Here is a 13008-nt window from a genome sequence, read left to right as displayed (position 1 = left end):
TCCGGCTACCCGCCCCGCTCGCGCCTGAGCTGCGCCCAGCGCTCCAGCCGCTCGGCGATGCGCGGCTCGAGGCCGCGTCCGGTCGGGCGATAGAAGACCTGCCGGCCGAGCTTCTCGGGCCAGTAATCCTGGCCCGAGAACGCATTCGGCTCGTCGTGGTCGTAGCGATAGGCGGCGCCGTAGCCCTCGCGCTTCATCAGCTTCGTCGGCGCGTTGAGGATCGTCTTGGGCGGCATCAGCGAACCGTGCTCCCGGGCGACCGCGCTCGCGGCCTTGTAGGCCATATAGGCCGCGTTCGATTTCGGCGCGGTCGCAAGGTAGATGACGGCCTGGGCGAGGGCCAACTCGCCCTCCGGCGAGCCGAGGAAATCGAAGGCGTCCTTGGCCGCGTTCGCGACGACGAGCGCCTGCGGATCGGCCATCCCGATATCCTCCATGGCCGCCCGCACGAGCCGGCGCGCGATGAAGAGGCGGTCCTCTCCGGCTTCGAGCATGCGGGCGAGATAGTAGAGCGCGGCGTCGGGATCGGAGCCGCGGATCGTCTTGTGCAGCGCGGAGATGAGGTTGTAATGCCCCTCCTGCGCCTTGTCGTAGATCGGGGCGCGGCGCTGGACGATGTCCTGAAGCTCCGCGGCCGTGAAGATCTCGCCGGGCTTCGCCGAGCGCCAGACCTCCTCGGCGAGCGTCAGCGCCGCGCGTCCGTCCCCGTCCGCCATCCGGGCCAGGGAGGCGCGCGCCTCTTCGTCGAGCGGCAGCGCCCTGCCCTCCGCCTCCTCCGCCCGCGCCAGGAGCCGGCCGATCGCCTCCTCGTCGAGCGCGCGGAAGATCATGACGCGGGCGCGGGAGAGCAAAGCCGCGTTCAGCTCGAAGGAGGGATTCTCGGTCGTCGCGCCGACGAGGGTGATCGTGCCGTCCTCCATCACGGGCAGGAAGGCGTCGAGCTGGGCCCGGTTGAAGCGGTGGATCTCGTCCACGAAGAGGAGCGTGCCCTCCCCTGTCGAGCGCCGCCCCCGCGCCGCCTCGAACAGCTTCCTCAGGTCCTGGACGCCCGAGAAGATGGCGGAGATCTGCTCGAAGCGAAGCTTCGTCACGCCCGCGAGGAGCCGTGCGACCGTGGTCTTGCCGGTGCCCGGCGGGCCCCAGAACACCAGCGAGCCGATCGAGCCGGCCTCGACGAGCCGCGTCAGTGCGCCCTCCGGCCCGACGAGATGCTCCTGCCCGACCACTTCGGCGAGGGAGCGCGGCCGCAGCCGGTCGGCGAGCGGGCGGGGCGCGCCCCGGTCGAGGCCCGCCGCGGCGAAGAGGTCGGACATCACGGGCCCTCGGCTCTCTGACGCATCGAAACGCAGCGGCTTTCGCTACGCAATGTTCAGGCTCTTTCTCAACCCTGCGGTCAGACGAGTCCGGCAGGATGAAACGAGCGGGAGGGCCGCTTTCGGCCGCAGCCCCGAAAAAACGGGAAGGAAGATCATGCGCGCCCTCGTTGCCTCAGCCGCCGTCGTGGTCCTCGTGTTCTCGGCCTCGCATGCGGAGGCGCGCGCTGGGTTCAAGCTCCGCTCCTTCACCTCCCGGACGCCCTCCTCTCCCGCGGCGGCGCGGCCCGCTCAAAGCGGCATCGCCCCCGTGGTTTTCATCGGAGGCAGCTCCGGGGCGCGCCGGGAGGGCATCCGCGACGACATGCCGACAAGCTCCACGGTGCCGGCACCCGCGCCGGCGATCATGCCACCGGCGGCGAAGCCGAGGATCGCGGCCAAGCCCGCCTTCGTCTGCCCCCAGGACCGGACCGTCGGAGCCGGCAGGGGCTTCTGCGAGCTGAACTGACCCTCAGCCTCCGAAGACCGTCGTCAGGACCTGCCCGCCGCGCCGGATCGACACTTCCCAGTTCCGCGCCCCGCCCCGGATGAGACTTTCGAACCTGCGCGTCGTCTCGACCTGCTCGCCGTTGATCTGGACGATCACGTCGCCTTTCTGGAAGCCGAGCCGGTCGGCCGTGCTGCCCTCCTCGATGGCGGAGATGATGATGCCGTCCTGCTGGTCGACATGCATCTCGTCCGAAACGGCGGGCGAGAGATTGACGAGCGTCGCGCCGGCGAAAGGATTCCGTCCCTTGGGTTCGACCGGGTCGCGCGGGGGAACCTCCGGCGGCGGCGCGAGCCTGATCGCGAGCGCCTGGCGCTTGCCGCGGCGGTTGACGACCACGGAAGCCTCGCCGCTGACGCCCTTCAGCACGAAGCGCCAGCCGAACGCGTCGGGATCGTCGACCGGATGTCCGTCGACCTCGGTGATCACGTCGCCCGTCCGCAAGCCGGCCTTTTCGGCCGGACCGTCGCGGCGCACCGAGGCCACCAGCGCGCCCGCCGGAGGATCGATGCCGAGGCCCTCGGCGATATCGGGGCTCACCTTTTGCAGCGACGCGCCGAGATAGGGGCGCTGCATCGTCTTCGCACCGGCCTTGGCCGAGGCCAGGACGGCCTTGACCATGTTCGAGGGAATGGCGAAGCCGATCCCGACGCTGCCGCCGGATTGCGAATAGATCGCCGCGTTGATGCCGACGAGGCGCCCGGCCATGTCCACCAGCGCCCCTCCCGAGTTTCCGGGATTGATCGCGGCATCGGTCTGGATGAAATAGCCGTAATCGGTGAGCCCGACATTGGTCCGGGCGAGCCCCGAGACGATGCCCTGGGTCACGGTCTGGCCGACGCCGAAGGGATTGCCGATCGCGAGCACGAGGTCGCCGACTTGGAGGCTGTCGGGGTCCCCCAGCTCGATCGCCTTGTAGGTGCCCTTCCCCTTGAGGCGAAGGACGGCGAGATCCGTGCGCGGATCGCGCAGGATGATCTCGGCCTCCACCTCGCGCCGGTCGTGCAGGGCGACCTTGACCTCCGTCATGTCGGCGATGACGTGATGGTTGGTGACGACGAGCCCGCTGTCGTCGACGATCACGCCCGAGCCGAGGGAGCGCTGGATGCGCTCGGGCGCCATGCCCGGGCCGCCCTGGCCGAAGAAGCGGCGGAAGAATTCGTCCATCTGCGCCATGCGCGAATTCCGCTCGATCCGCGCGCCGTAGACGTTGACCACCGAGCCCGCGACCGAGCGGACGATCGGAGCGAAGGAAAGCTGGACCTGCGCCGGGCTCGCGGGCGCCGCGCGCCCGTCCTTGAGCGTCTGCGCGACAGCCGGCGGCGATCCCGCAAGGGCGGCGGCGACGACCGCCATGACGGCGAAACGACATGCGCTCTGCATGCTCTCTCCTGCTTCGATTCAAGCGGACCCGCTGCCGCTCTAGGCCGACTTCCCCGCCCGCGAAAGGCCGCGCCTCGCGTTAAGGGCGGCGCAAATCAACGCGTGTACGAATGGGAGGGTTCGGTTTCGGCTTGAAGAAGGACGTCCACGTGCACGTCGTCATCGTCCTCGATCACGCGCATATCAACGGCGGCCAGGCGAATGTCGCCCTCGCCTCCGCGCTCGGCCTGAAGGCGCGGGGCCACGAGGTCACCGTCTTCGCCGCGGTCGCCCCCGTCGATCCGCGCCTCATGGCGGCGCAGATCCGCGTCGTCTGCCTCGACCAGGACGACATCGCCTCGCAGAAGAATCCCCTCGTCTTCGCCGCGCAGGTGGTCTGGAACGGCAAGGCGCGCCGCGCGCTCGACGACCTGCTCGGAACGCTCGATCCGGCCCAGAGCCTCGTCCATGTCCACGGCTGGGCCAAGGCGCTCTCGCCCTCGATCGGGCGCGCGCTCCGCGCGCATCCGGCGATCCCGGTCGCCTATACGATGCACGAATTCTTCCTCGTCTGCCCTAATGGCGGCTTCTACGATTACCGGGCCCAGGCCGTCTGCACGCGCCGGCCGATGTCGCTCGCCTGCGTCACGCGCAATTGCGACAGCCGCAACTACCCTCGCAAGGTGCTGCGCCTCGTCCGCCACGCGGCCCTCGACCATGTCAGCGGCCTGCCCGAGGCGTGCCGCCACATCGTCACCATCAGCGACCTCCAGGTCGAGGTGGCGGGCCGGTATTTCCGCCCCGGCACGGTGCTCCACCGCATCGACAACCCGATCGACACGCCTGACCTCGGACCCAAGCCGGAGGCTGCCGCCGGCGACTTCCTGTTCGTCGGCCGCCTCTCCCCGGAAAAGGGAGCGCCGCTCTTCGCGGAGGCGGCACGCAGGGCGGGCCTGAAGGCGACCTTCGTCGGCGACGGGCCGAGCGGCGACGAATTGCGCCAAGCCTATCCCGAGGCGACCTTCCTCGGCTGGAAATCGCCGCCCGAGGTCCGCGCGCTAATGCGCGAGGCGCGCGCCCTCGTCTTCCCCTCGGTCTGGTACGAGGGACAGCCGCTGACGGTGCTCGAGGCGCTGGCCGTCGGCACGCCGGTGATCGTCAGCGACATCTGCGCCGGACGCGAATCGGTGCGGGACGGCGAGACCGGACTCTGGTTCCGCTCGGGCGATGTCGAGGATCTCGGCCGCGCCCTCACCGCGCTCTCGGACGACGAGGCGGCAGCGGCGATGTCCCGCGCGGCCCATGCGCGATACTGGGCTCATCCGCCGACCCTCGACGCCCATCTGGACCGGCTGGAAGAAGTCTATCGCCTCGTCATGCGCGATGCGCATCCGGCGGCGAAGCCGGCTTCGGCCCCGGCCAAGCCCGCTCTCCTGGCGGATTCGCGCGCCTGAGCCTCATTCCGCGGGCGCCAGGGGCGCGATCGCCCCGCTCCGCTCCCGGGCGCGTGGAGCGAGGCGCACCGTGAGCGCCCGCGTCACGGGCCTCTCGACATAGAGGTAAAGCAGCCAGGCCGCCGGGAGCGTCGCCAGGACCGCCAGCACGAAATAGACCGGCAGCCAGTCGCGGCCGAGGCCCAGCGTCATCCAGAGCCTGGCCGTGACGGTCAGCACGAGCGCATGGAAGAGATAGAGGCTGTAGGAGCTGTCCCCGACGCCCTTCAGCAGGCGGCCGGGGGCGGAGCTTTCGAAATTCCGATCGGGCGCGGTCAGCGCGGCCAGGGCGACGATCAGCGCGGCGAGGAGCCAGTGCAGGGGCCGCCAGCCGAGCGCCTCCAAGTCCGAGCCCGGAAAGAACGTCGTCTCCAGGATGACAAGCCCGATCGCGAGAAGGAAGGGCCAGCGCACAGGCAGGAACCAGCCGCGCTCGCGCATGGCCAGGGACAGCCGCCCGAGCAGCATGCCGAACATGAATTCCAGAAGCAGCGGAGCGGTCCAGGCGACCGCCGCCGTGTTTGCCGGCTGCGCGGCCCCGCCGACGAGGACCAGGCCGAGGAGCCCGGCGCAGATCAGCGCGAGCCCCGCATCGCGGCGCAGGACCAGCCCGGCGGCGAAGATGACATAGAAGAACATCTCGTAGTCGAGGCTCCAGCCGAGCCCCACCACCGGTCGGAAGATGCCCCCGTCGAGGCCGTAGGGAATGAAGGCGAGGGACAGCAGGACGTCGCCCGCTCCGAACCGCGCCCCCGCCGCCTCCGGGCGGATGATGCGCAGCGCGACCTCGATCGCGACGAACAGCCAGTAGAGCGGCACGATTCGGATCACGCGGCGCAGCAGGAAGCGCGACGGCGCCCCCCCGGCGCCGAATTCCCTCGCCGCCGTCGTGGACATCAGGAAGCCGCTGATGACGAAGAAAATGTCGACGCCAAAGGTTCCGTCGATCCGAAGGCCGAGGGGCGGCCAGCCCTGAATCTCACAGATGCGGTCGAGCTTGATCAGCGCATGGGACAGCACGACCAGGAAGGCGGCGAGCCCGCGCAGATATTGCAGTCGATGAAGTGTTTCCACGGCCGGGCCGCAAGTTTCGCCGCCGCCACCATGCCGCCCATTCGATGCGAAGTGCTTAATCCGATCTTTCGAATCGAAACGAAAAGGGCCGCGACATCGTCGCGGCCCGGTCTCGCGGTGCGGAAGCGGCGCTCAGGCGTCGCTCTCGGCGTCCTCGTCCTTCATGCTCGGGCCGGAATCCAGGCCCTTCGCATTCACGTCCCGATCGACGAATTCGATGACGGCCATGGGGGCGTTGTCGCCCTGGCGGAAGCCGGCCTTGAGCACGCGGCAATAGCCGCCCGGCCGGGTCTTGTAGCGGGGGCCCAGCACCTCGAAGAGCTTCTTGACCATGTCGGCGTCGCGAAGCTCCGACATCGCGTTGCGGCGCGCATGGAGGTCGCCGCGCCTGCCGAGCGTGATCAGCTTCTCGACGACGGGACGCAGGTCCTTGGCCTTCGGCAGGGTCGTGACGATCTGCTCGTGCTTGATGAGGGCCGCCGACATGTTGGCGAACATCGCCTTGCGATGCTCCGCTGAGCGGTTGAAGCGGCGGCCGCGAAATCCGTGACGCATGATCTGGCTCTCCTGGTCTTCACGGCCGCCGTGCCAAGGGCCGGCCGTTCCTTCTTGGGGGATAGCCTCGCCCCGCAAAGCGGGGAGAGGTCGAGTCGCTCGTCAGAGCGACCGGGTGAGGGGCAAAGGAGACACGACGAGGGGCGCCCGCCCCTCATCCGGTCGGCTGCCGCCGACTCGACTTCTCCCCGCTCGCGGGGAGAAGCACGCGGCTCAGTAATGTTCCTCGAAGCGCTTGGCGAGGTCCTCGATGTTCTCCGGCGGCCAGCCGGGCACTTCCATGCCCAGGTGCAGCCCCATGCCGGCGAGCACTTCCTTGATCTCGTTGAGCGACTTGCGGCCGAAATTCGGCGTGCGCAGCATCTCGCCCTCGGATTTCTGGATCAGGTCGCCGATATAGACGATGTTGTCGTTCTTCAGGCAGTTCGCCGAGCGGACCGACAGCTCCAGCTCGTCCACCTTCTTGAGCAGGGCCGGGTTGAAGGGAAGCTGCGGGGCGAGGGCCTGGGCCTCCTCGCGGCGCGGCTCCTCGAAATTCACGAAGATCGAGAGCTGGTCCTGGATGATGCGGGCCGCATAGGCGACGGCGTCCTCCGGCGAGACGGCGCCGTTGGTCTCGACCGTCATGGTCAGCTTGTCCTTGTCGAGGTCCTGCCCCTCGCGGGTATTCTCGACCCGGAAGGAGACCTTGCGCACCGGCGAGAACAGGCTGTCGATCGGAATGAGGCCGATCGGAGCGTCCTCGGGACGGTTGCGCTCGGAGGGCACGTAGCCCTTGCCGCTCGTGACCGTGAACTCCATGCGGATCTCGGCGCCGTCGTCCAGGGTGCAGAGCACCAGCTCGGGGTTGAGAACCTGGATGTCGCCGGTCGTGTTGATGTCGCCGGCGGTGACGACGCCGGGGCCGGTCTTGCGGAGCGACAGGCGCTTGGCCGTGTCGCCCTGCATGCGGATCGCGACCGTCTTGACGTTCAGGATGATGTCGGTCACGTCCTCGCGCACGCCGGGGATCGACGAGAATTCGTGCAGCACCCCGTCGATATGCACCGAGGTCACGGCCGCGCCCTGGAGCGAGGACAGGAGCACGCGGCGGAGCGCGTTGCCGAGCGTCGTGCCGAAGCCGCGCTCCAGCGGCTCGGCCACCATGGTGGCGACGCGCTTCGCATCGTCGCCGGGGGTGACGACGAGCTTGTTCGGCTTGATCAGCTCTTTCCAGTTCTTCTGAATCACGGGCCTACCCCTCGGACGGCGATCGCGGGACGACGGTTTTCACCGCGCCCCGCCCGATCGCATGGGAATGACGGGGGCCACGCCCCCGGAATGCATCAGACGCGGCGGCGCTTGCGCGGCCGGCAGCCGTTATGCGGGATCGGCGTCACGTCACGGATCGAGGTGACGGTGAAGCCCGTGGCCTGGAGCGCCCGGAGAGCCGATTCGCGTCCCGAGCCGGGGCCGGAGACCTCGACCTCGAGGGTGCGCATGCCGTGCTCGGCGGCCTTGCGGGCGGCGTCCTCGGCCGCAACCTGGGCGGCATAGGGGGTCGACTTGCGCGAGCCCTTGAAGCCCATCGAGCCCGACGACGACCAGGAGATCGTGTTCCCCTGCGCGTCGGTGATCGTGATCATCGTGTTGTTGAACGAGGCGTGGACATGGGCGACGCCCGACACGATGTTCTTGCGCTCGCGGCGGCGGACGCGGGTTGCTTCTTTTGCCATCTCGTCGTGATCCTTCAGGCGCGCCCGTATCTCCAGGCGCTCGGGATGTGGAGGTGATCGGCCCGGCGGACCGGGCGACTGTCATCCCGGCCGCGGCGAAGCGGAGAGCCGGGACCGGATTGGGCATCGGCGACGCCCGATCCCCGGGTCAAGCCCGGGGACGACCTGTCGCGCCGGGGGCGCGCCGGGTCACTTCTTCTTGCCGGCGATCGGCTTGGACTTGCCCTTGCGGGTGCGGGCATTGGTATGGGTGCGCTGGCCGCGGACGGGAAGGCTGCGGCGGTGACGCAGGCCCCGGTAGCAGCCGAGATCCATCAGCCGCTTGATGTTCATGGAGACCTCGCGGCGGAGATCGCCCTCGACCTGATAGTCGCGGTCGATCGCCTCGCGGATCTGGAGAACCTCGGCATCCGTCAGCTGGTTGACCCGGCGCTCGGACGGGATCGAGACCTTCTCGACGATCTCCTGCGCCTTCTTCGGGCCGATGCCGTGAATGTACTGGAGCGCGATGACGACGCGCTTGTTCGTCGGAATGTTGACGCCTGCGATACGGGCCACGCCGCCTCTCCTTGCCCCTCGTCAGGGGAGTTTAAAACCTGCTCGATTGAGCGAATCTGCCGCCCTCAAACACGGAAAGCGCGCTAGCACACCCTTATCGGGAGCACCGCACGGCGATCTTGATCCGTTCGATGGACGCCGCCCCTTAGGACCGAAACAAGAGAATGTCAATTTGCCGTTTCCGGCCGGACCCGCCGGGCCGGACCCTGCCGCGGCTCCCCGAAGCCTTCGCGAAAGGACCGAACGCCCGCCGAAACATCCCTGCAAGGAAGCCGAAACAAAGGCCGCTCTTCTTAACCGTACCGAAAGGGGACAATAAAACGGCCCTTTACACTGGCCGTCAAGCGAAGAAAAATCGCCCCGGATGCGGAAAGATCGAGGCAGGATGCGCGTTTTCAAGCGCGGCAGTCCCGCCCCTTGTGAGTATGACCATGCGTCGCATCCTTCTTGCCCTGACGGCCCTCGCGGCCCTCGCCACCCCCGCGGCCGCCTCCGTCGTCGCCCGCGTCAGCAATTCCAGCCAGCGCATGTATGTCTATGTCGGCGGCAGCCTGGCCCATGTCTGGCCGGTCTCGACCGCCCGGCGCGGCTACGTCACCCCCGCGGGCTCCTATCGTGTCCAGCGGATGGAGCGGATGTGGTATTCGCGCAAATACCACATGTCCCCGATGCCCTACGCGATGTTCTTCCGCGGCGGCTATGCGGTCCACGGCACGGGCGCGGTGCGTTCGCTGGGCTCGCGCGCGAGCCACGGCTGCATCCGCCTCGCCACCGGAAACGCGCGCACGCTCTACGGCCTCACCCAGCGCCATGGCGGGGCGACCATCGTCGTCACCAACTGAGCCCCGCGGCGGCGGGGCCCTGCCCTCGGGCGGATGGCCCCGCCACTTGTCGTGCCGTTTTTACAACGCATAGACGATGAGCATCGTCGAATCGCGCTCCATCAACAACGCGAAGCAAGATCGGCTGTGGACAATCCGCAAGGATGAGTTTATCCTGGTTCCGTCGCAAGTTGTGTTGGAGGCGACTATGTTGCGTGGTGATGCATTTCAAATGGAGAGGCGGGCCGAGGCGCTGCCGATTGCCAGACTGGTCGGGATCGTCATTCTTTTCATGACCGGCGTCAGCGCCGCGCTGATCGCCCTCACGCCCTGACGGCCTATACCCGCCGGCTCGGGTTTTCGCGCCGGGTTCGAGGTGAAATTCCGGGCCGGACCCGCTACATGATCCTTGAGGGATTCGGCGCCCGCGCGCTCGCGGCGCTCCTTCCGATCACGTCAAGGAATCCGTAGTATGGTCGCTCCGCAGCCAGAGGCCTATGGCGCCGATTCGATCAAGGTGCTGAAAGGGCTCGACGCGGTCCGCAAGCGGCCCGGCATGTATATCGGCGACACCGATGACGGCTCGGGCCTCCACCACATGGTCTACGAGGTGGTGGACAACGCCATCGACGAGGCGCTGGCCGGCCATGCGACCGAGGTGGGCGTCACGCTCAATCCCGACGGCTCCTGCACCGTCTCCGATAACGGGCGCGGCATCCCGACCGGCATCCACAAGGAAGAAGGGGTCTCGGCCGCCGAGGTCATCATGACCCAGCTCCATGCCGGCGGAAAATTCGAGAACACGTCCGAAAGCGGCAACGCCTACAAGGTCTCGGGCGGGCTGCACGGGGTCGGCGTCTCCGTCGTCAACGCGCTCTCCGAGTTCCTGCGCCTGCGCATCTGGCGCGAGGGGCAGGAGCACTACATGGAATTCCGCCACGGCGAGCGCGTCGAGCCGCTGGCCGTGGTCGGCCCGTCCGAGGGCAGGCGCGGCACGGAGGTCACCTTCCTCCCCTCCTCCGCCACCTTCAGCCTCACCGAGTTCGACTTCCCGACGCTCGAGAAGCGCCTGCGCGAGCTGGCCTTCCTGAATTCCGGCGTCCGCATCGTGCTGACGGACAGCCGGCACGGCGACGTCAAGCGGGAGGAACTCTCCTACGAGGGCGGCGTCGAGGCTTTCGTGCGCTATCTCGACCGCTCGAAGACCCCGCTCATCGAGAAGCCGATCGTGGTGCGGGCCGAGAAGGACGGCGTTCAGGCCGAGATCGCGCTCTGGTGGAACGATTCGTTCTACGAGACGGTCCTGTGCTTCACCAACAACATCCCGCAGCGGGACGGGGGGGCGCATCTCACCGGCTTCCGCAGCGCGCTGACGCGGCAGGTCAACGGCTATGCCGATTCCTCGGGCCTGACCAAGAAGGAGAAGGTGTCGCTCACCGGCGACGATTGCCGCGAGGGGCTGACCGCCATCGTCTCCGTGAAGGTGCCCGATCCGAAATTCTCCTCCCAGACCAAGGACCGCCTCGTCTCCTCCGAGGTCCGGCCCGTCGTCGAGAGCATCGTCAACGAGGGGCTCTCGACCTGGCTCGAGGAGCATCCGGGCGAGGCCCAGAAGGTCGTCTCCAAGGTCGTCCAGTCGGCCCGCGCCCGCGAGGCCGCCCGCAAGGCCCGCGAGACCGTGCGCAAGGACCCGCTCGGCATCGCCTCCCTCCCCGGCAAGCTCGCCGATTGCTCCGAGCGCGACCCGGCCAAGTCCGAATTGCTGCTGGTCGAGGGCGACTCGGCCGGCGGCTCGGCCAAGCAGGGGCGCGACCGCTCCTTCCAGGCCGTGCTGCCGCTCCGCGGCAAGATCCTGAACGTCGAGCGCGTGCAGTTCGAGCGCATGCTCTCGTCGGACCAGATCGGCACGCTGATCACGGCCCTCGGCACCGGCATCGGCCGGGGCGACGGCTCGAACGCCTTCAATCCCGACAAGCTGCGCTATCACCGCATCATCATCATGACCGACGCGGATGTGGACGGCGCCCATATCCGCACGCTGCTCCTCACCTTCTTCTTCCGCCAGATGCCGGAGCTGATCGATCGCGGGCACCTCTACATCGCCCAGCCGCCGCTCTACAAAGCGAGCCGCGGCAAGAACGCGACCTATCTCAAGGACGAGCGCGCCCTCGAGGACTACCTGATCGAGGCCGGCTCGGACGGCGTCGTCCTGCGGCTCGCGAACGGCACCGAATTCGGCGGCGCCCAGTTGCGCGCCCTGATCGACGAGGCGCGCGTGATCCGCCAGATCCTGTCCTCGCTCCACTCGCGCTACGACCGCGTGACCATCGAGCAGGCCGCCATCGTCGGCGCCCTCTCGCAGGAGGTGGTGCACGATTCCGAGCGCGCCGCCCGCGCCGCCCGCGCCCTGGCCGAGCGCCTCGACGCGCTGGCCGAGGATACCGAGCGAGGCTGGGGCGGAGAGGCGCAGGACGGCGGCTATGTGCTGACCCGCACCGTGCGCGGCGTGACCCAGGCGGCTTTGCTCGACCAGGTCCTGGTCGCCTCGCAGGAGGCGAAGAAGCTGCACGAGCGCTCCGCCGCGCTCGCGGAGATCTATGGCGGCTCGGCCGTCCTGGTGCGGAAGGACCACCAGACGCCGATCAGCGGGCCGCTCTCCCTCTTCGAGGCCGTCACGGGCTATGGCCGGCGCGGCATCCAGCTCCAGCGCTACAAGGGGCTCGGCGAGATGACCGCCCAGCAGCTCTGGGAAACCACGCTCGACCGCGAGGTGCGCTCCCTTCTCCAGGTGAAGGTGAAGGACAGCGAGGATGCCGGCGATCTCTTCGTGAAGCTGATGGGCGACGTGGTCGAGCCGCGGCGCGAGTTCATTCAGGAAAACGCGCTCTCGGTGGCCAATCTCGACGTCTGACCCCCTCGGGGCCGGCTTGGCCTCGCCTCGATTTGGCCATTCCGCGCTTCGATTGTGGGACGTCCGGCGCGCTTCGCCCGCCTGACGTCGATTCCATCACCGGCGTCCCTTCGAGACCCTGTTTCGGGGACGCGCCGATTCGAGGACCAGATGACACGAGCCATGGCCGCGGCCCTTCTCGCCGCCGTTGCGATCACGATGCCCGCCCAGGCGCGCGCTCCGAAGGAGCACAGCCATGGCGAATCCCTGCGCCACCAGAATTTCGCGGCGGGCGAGCCCGGCAATCCGCATGAGGGGGCCGTCCAGATCGTCATCACGATGCAGGAGACCTACGACGGCAAGATGCTGTTCGCGCCGGACAAGGTGTCCGTGAAGCCGGGAGAGCAGGTCCTCTTCGTCCTCACCAACTACGGCAACGTGGACCATTCCTTCGTCATCGGCACGGACGGCGAGCCGAAGGAGCAGCGGATCGGCAGCGAGAAGGCCGAACCCAATGCGCGCTTCGTGCCCGCCGCCTCGCAGCAGCAGCTTCTGTGGCGCTTCTCGAAGCCCGGACGTTACGAATTCGCCTCCGTGCTTCCAGGGCAATATGCGAGGGGGATGAGGGGCACGATCAGCGTCAGCGACACGCCGCCCGCCGACGAGTGATCGAACTGTCA

At 68.3% G+C, this 13008-nt stretch carries 13 protein-coding genes; 6 read left to right on the top strand and 7 right to left on the bottom strand.

Going from position 1 to position 13008, the window contains the following annotated elements; translation table 11 throughout:
- Positions 1 to 5 precede the first annotated feature (5 nt).
- The gene (locus tag PKD06_RS02590) at positions 6 to 1313 is read right to left on the bottom strand and encodes a replication-associated recombination protein A (RefSeq protein ID WP_324377432.1); all 1308 of its coding nucleotides are present in this window, start codon (positions 1311 to 1313) and stop codon (positions 6 to 8) included.
- 157 nt (positions 1314 to 1470) lie between these two features.
- On the opposite strand from PKD06_RS02590, the gene PKD06_RS02585 reads away from it, so the two are divergent.
- Positions 1471 to 1821, top strand: a complete 351-nt coding sequence (locus tag PKD06_RS02585; RefSeq protein WP_324377431.1) for a hypothetical protein — start codon at positions 1471 to 1473, stop codon at positions 1819 to 1821.
- Between the two features lie 3 nt (positions 1822 to 1824).
- Here the strand turns inward: PKD06_RS02585 and PKD06_RS02580 are convergent, their stop codons facing one another.
- On the bottom strand, positions 1825 to 3243 hold the full coding sequence (locus tag PKD06_RS02580; RefSeq protein WP_324377430.1) for a Do family serine endopeptidase: 1419 nt from the start codon (positions 3241 to 3243) through the stop codon (positions 1825 to 1827).
- A gap of 149 nt (positions 3244 to 3392) precedes the next feature.
- On the opposite strand from PKD06_RS02580, the gene PKD06_RS02575 reads away from it, so the two are divergent.
- On the top strand, positions 3393 to 4676 hold the full coding sequence (locus PKD06_RS02575; RefSeq protein WP_324377481.1) for a glycosyltransferase family 4 protein: 1284 nt from the start codon (positions 3393 to 3395) through the stop codon (positions 4674 to 4676).
- 3 nt (positions 4677 to 4679) lie between these two features.
- On the opposite strand, the gene PKD06_RS02570 is transcribed toward PKD06_RS02575, so the two are convergent.
- The 5 genes from PKD06_RS02570 to rpsM all read right to left on the bottom strand — a co-directional run bounded on the left by PKD06_RS02570 (position 4680) and on the right by rpsM (position 8617).
- Positions 4680 to 5789, bottom strand: coding sequence for an acyltransferase (locus PKD06_RS02570; RefSeq protein WP_324377429.1), 1110 nt, complete (start codon positions 5787 to 5789; stop codon positions 4680 to 4682).
- 132 nt (positions 5790 to 5921) lie between these two features.
- Complete coding sequence (rplQ, locus tag PKD06_RS02565) at positions 5922 to 6344, bottom strand: 50S ribosomal protein L17 (RefSeq protein WP_324377428.1); 423 nt, start codon at positions 6342 to 6344, stop codon at positions 5922 to 5924.
- Positions 6345 to 6557: 213 nt separating this feature from the next.
- Positions 6558 to 7574: a DNA-directed RNA polymerase subunit alpha gene (locus PKD06_RS02560; protein WP_324377427.1), complete on the bottom strand. Its 1017-nt coding sequence runs from the start codon at positions 7572 to 7574 to the stop codon at positions 6558 to 6560.
- Between the two features lie 95 nt (positions 7575 to 7669).
- The gene (gene rpsK, locus PKD06_RS02555; protein ID WP_324377426.1) at positions 7670 to 8059 is read right to left on the bottom strand and encodes a 30S ribosomal protein S11; all 390 of its coding nucleotides are present in this window, start codon (positions 8057 to 8059) and stop codon (positions 7670 to 7672) included.
- A gap of 189 nt (positions 8060 to 8248) precedes the next feature.
- Positions 8249 to 8617 carry a 30S ribosomal protein S13 gene (gene rpsM, locus PKD06_RS02550; protein ID WP_324377425.1) on the bottom strand — a complete coding sequence of 123 codons (369 nt, stop codon included), beginning with the start codon at positions 8615 to 8617 and terminating at the stop codon, positions 8249 to 8251.
- A 431-nt stretch (positions 8618 to 9048) separates the two neighbouring features.
- Here rpsM and PKD06_RS02545 point away from each other — a divergent pair, with 431 nt between their 5' ends.
- The 4 genes from PKD06_RS02545 (at position 9049) to PKD06_RS02530 (ending at position 12997) form a co-directional block, all read left to right on the top strand.
- Positions 9049 to 9459 (top strand): L,D-transpeptidase, encoded by a 411-nt coding sequence (locus PKD06_RS02545; protein WP_324377424.1) that lies wholly within the window; start codon positions 9049 to 9051, stop codon positions 9457 to 9459.
- A 76-nt stretch (positions 9460 to 9535) separates the two neighbouring features.
- Positions 9536 to 9772 (top strand): hypothetical protein, encoded by a 237-nt coding sequence (locus PKD06_RS02540; protein WP_324377423.1) that lies wholly within the window; start codon positions 9536 to 9538, stop codon positions 9770 to 9772.
- Positions 9773 to 9910: 138 nt separating this feature from the next.
- On the top strand, positions 9911 to 12349 hold the full coding sequence (gene gyrB / locus PKD06_RS02535; RefSeq protein ID WP_324377422.1) for a DNA topoisomerase (ATP-hydrolyzing) subunit B: 2439 nt from the start codon (positions 9911 to 9913) through the stop codon (positions 12347 to 12349).
- 150 nt (positions 12350 to 12499) lie between these two features.
- A complete protein-coding gene (locus tag PKD06_RS02530; protein ID WP_324377421.1) occupies positions 12500 to 12997 on the top strand; it encodes a plastocyanin/azurin family copper-binding protein in 498 nt (165 codons plus the stop codon).
- The last annotated feature ends 11 nt before the right edge of the window (positions 12998 to 13008 follow it).

Source organism: Enterovirga sp. (genome assembly GCF_035325185.1).
Classification (GTDB): Bacteria; Pseudomonadota; Alphaproteobacteria; order Rhizobiales; family Beijerinckiaceae; genus Enterovirga.
This window is presented reverse-complemented; position numbering and strand designations above follow the sequence as displayed.